Genomic DNA, 3,615 nt, shown 5'->3' with positions numbered 1-3,615 from the left:
CCGCTGTGGCCACCGCACTGATAGAGCAGACCGGTGCCACCGAGCAGGAGGCAGGGGCGGTGTAAGTGGTGCTGGTGGTTGAACAACCCGGCAGGCTCACCAGTATGGTGTGGCTAGCTCCATCGGAGGGCAGGTTGGCAAAGGTCGCCGTCAGGCTGGTGGTGGCTGGGCTGGTCAGCAGGGTTTGGGTCTGTGCTCCATTGGTAACGGTGAGCGTCCCCGTGATGGGATTGGTCAGGCTGATCACTACATTGGACGAGTAGGTATTAGTCGCTGTTTGACAGAGTCCAGCAGTGGCTACGGCGCTGATGGAACAGATAGAAGCTGTTGTACAGGACTCTGGAGCGGTATAGGTCGTGCTGGAAATTTGCCCTAAATAGCTGACCGTTACAGTGTGGGTACCTGTTCCACTAATGAGGCCACTCATTGAATAGGGAACAGACGTTGCACCTGCACTCACCGAAAGACTAACTGTGTTCGTTCCATCGGAAATAAGGGCTGTCCCAGCCAACGCATTGGTTAGGCTGATAACGCCTGTCGTAGTATACGTGTTGGTGCCAGGCTGACAGACGCCAGGGTCAGTGATGCTTAAGCCAATCTCGCTCGTACAACTAAGTGGTGCGGTGAATAGAGCAGTGGTAGTTGAACACCCAGGTAGGCTAACGGTGACAGTATGACTAGCTCCGTCGGAGAGAAGTTCACTAAAGATAGCCGTCAGAGAGGTTGTACTAGCAGTAATTGTCTGGCTAATGGGGGCTGCACCTGGAATACTGAGAATGACGACTCCATCCTGAGCATTAGCCAGACTAATGAGTGCTGTAGCTGAATAGGTATTGGTCGCCGTTGCACATAACCCCGCAGTAACCGCTGCACTGATGGAGCAGACCGGTGCGATCGAGCAGGAGGTAGGAGCGGTATAGGTCGTGCTTGTTGAACTACAGCCAGACAGTGTGGCCGTTAGGGTATGACTGGCTCCATTAGAAACGATATTGGCTAGTGTTGCCGTAAACGAGGCACTACTTCCACTGATAGTAGCAAAGGTCAGACTGGTTGGCCCATCCGTAACAGTGAGTGTCCCCGTGGTGGGATTGGTTAAGGTGATGACCGCTATTGTGGTAAAGGTATTGGTCGCCGAGGCACAGATTCCTGGTGTAGCAACCGCACTTATACTACAAACGGGTGCTACCGAGCAGGAAACTGGAGCGGTGAACGTTGCGGTAGTGGTTCCACAACCGGGCAGACTCACCGTAACGGTATGACTGGCCCCATCTGAAATTAGGCCGTCGAGCACAAGGGTTACCGCATTGGTGCCGCTCGAAACGGTCTGGCTGCTGGGTGGAACTCCTGGGAGATTCACACTTAATGTACCGGCAGTCGAGTTGGTCAGGCTAACGACAACTGAAGCCGAATAGGTGTTGGTGGCTGTTACGCAGAGTCCCGCTGTGGCCACCGCGCTGATGGAGCAAACTGGCGCCACCGAGCAGGATACTGGTGCCGTATAGGTGGTGCTGGTAGTCGAACAGCCAGGTAAACTCACGACCACAGTATGGCTAGCTCCATCGGAGGGCAGATTTGAAAAAGTTGCCGTTAGACTGGTTGTAGTTGGGTTGGTCAGTAGCGTTTGAGTCTGTGCTCCGTTGGTGACCGTTAGTGTCCCCGTGGTGGGATTGGTCAGGCTGATGACTACCGTTGAGGAGTAACTATTGGTGGCTGTTTGACAGAGGCTAGCCGTAGCTACCGCGCTCAGGCTGCAAATGGGGGCAACTGAACAAGAAGTAGGTGCCGTGAAGGTGGCGGTGGTGGTTCCACAACCGGGTAGACTCACCGTGGCCGTATGTGATACTCCATCCGAAAGCAGACCTGGAAGCGTAAGCGTTAATGAGCTGCTGCCGCTGGATACGACCTGGCTAACGGAGGTTGCTCCCGGTATGCTCACCGTCAGGGTACCAGCCTGGGCATTGGCCAGGTTGACCACCACCAAGGCTGAATAGGTGTTGGTGGCCGTGCTGCACAAGCCCGCTGTGGCCACCGCACTGATAGAGCAGACCGGTGCCACCGAGCAGGAGGCAGGGGCGGTATAGGTGGTGCTGGTGGTTGAACAACCCGGCAGGCTCACCAGTATGGTGTGGCTAGCGCCATCGGAGAGCAGGTTGGCAAAGGTCGCCGTCAGGCTGGTGGTGGCTGGGCTGGTCAGCAGGGTTTGGGTCTGTCCTCCATTGGTGACGGTGAGCGTTCCCGTGGTAGGGTTGACTAAGGTAATGACCACTCTTGAGGAATACGTGTTGATGGCCGTTTGGCAAAGACCGGCGGTAGCCACCGCACTTAGGCTACAAACCGGAGCCGGAGTGGCCGTGCAGGCAGTGGGTGCTGTAAAAGCCGCTGAGGTGGTGCCACAACCGGGCAGGCTCACCTTGACGATCCGATTAAGCCCATCGGGGATCAGGCCAGAAAAAACGAAGGTCACCGAACTGGTGCCCGCCGAAACGGGCTGGCTACCGGAGTCTGCTCCGAATGCGTCAACAATGAGGTTACCTGATTGGGCATTCGTGAGATTGACCACCACCGAAACGGAGTACGTATTGGTGGCCGTCGAGCAGAGTCCGGCGGTAACTACCGCATTCAGGTTGCATCCCGAAGGCACTACTGAGCATGACGCTGGTGCCGTATAGGTGGTGCTGGTGGTTGAGCAGCCTGGCAGGCTCACCAGTACGGTGTGGCTAGCTCCATCGGAGAGCAGGTTGGCAAAAGTTGCCGTCAGGCTGGTTGTAGTTGGGCTAGTCGCCAACGTTTGGGTCTGTGCTCCGTTGGTAACGGTGAGCGTCCCCGTGGTGGGATTGGCTAAGGTAATGACTACCGAAGTGGAGTACGTATTGGTCGCCGTCGAGCAAAGCCCCGCCGTTGCTACGGCACTTACACTACAAACGGGTGCTACAGAGCAGGAGGCCGGGGCCGTGAAGGTGGCGGTGGTGGTTCCACAACCGGGTAGACTCACCGTGGCCGTATGTGATACTCCATCCGAAAGCAGACCTGGAAGCGTAAGCGTTAATGAGCTGCTGCCGCTGGAAACGGCCTGGCTAACGGAGGTTGCTCCCGGTATGCTCACCGTCAGGGTACCAGCCTGGGCATTGGCCAGGTTGACCACCACCAAGGCTGAATAGGTGTTGGTGGCTGTTGCGCAGAGTCCTGCTGTGGCCACCGCACTGATAGAGCAGACCGGTGCCACCGAGCAGGAGGCAGGGGCGGTATAGGTGGTGCTGGTGGTTGAACAACCGGGCAGGCTCACCAGTACGGTGTGGCTAGCTCCATCCGAGATCAGATTAGCGAAGACTGCTGTTAAACTGGTGGTGACTGGGCTAGTCGCCAACGTTTGAGTCTGTGCTCCGTTGGTAACGGTGAGCGTCCCCGTGATGGGATTTGTCAGATTGATCACCACTCTTGAGGAGTACGTGTTGGTGGCCGTTTGACAGACTCCAGTGGTGGCCAGCGCACTCACACTACAAACCGGAGCCGGAGTGGCCGTGCAGGCAGTGGGTGCTGTAAAAGCCGCTGAGGTAGTGCCACAACCGGGCAGGCTCACCTTGACGATCCGATTAAGCCCATCGGGGATCAGGCCAG

Annotated in this window: 1 protein-coding gene; it reads right to left on the bottom strand. The window is 56.9% G+C overall.

Annotation, left to right across the window (positions count from 1 at the left end; genetic code table 11):
• On the bottom strand, positions 1-3,615 hold a 3,615-nt coding region (locus tag ACYVGO_RS10620; protein ID WP_460969246.1), incomplete at both ends, for a beta strand repeat-containing protein.

Source organism: Spirosoma migulaei (assembly GCF_054776855.1).
Note: the sequence above shows the minus strand (reverse complement) of the source record. Positions and strands in the feature narration are given on the sequence as shown.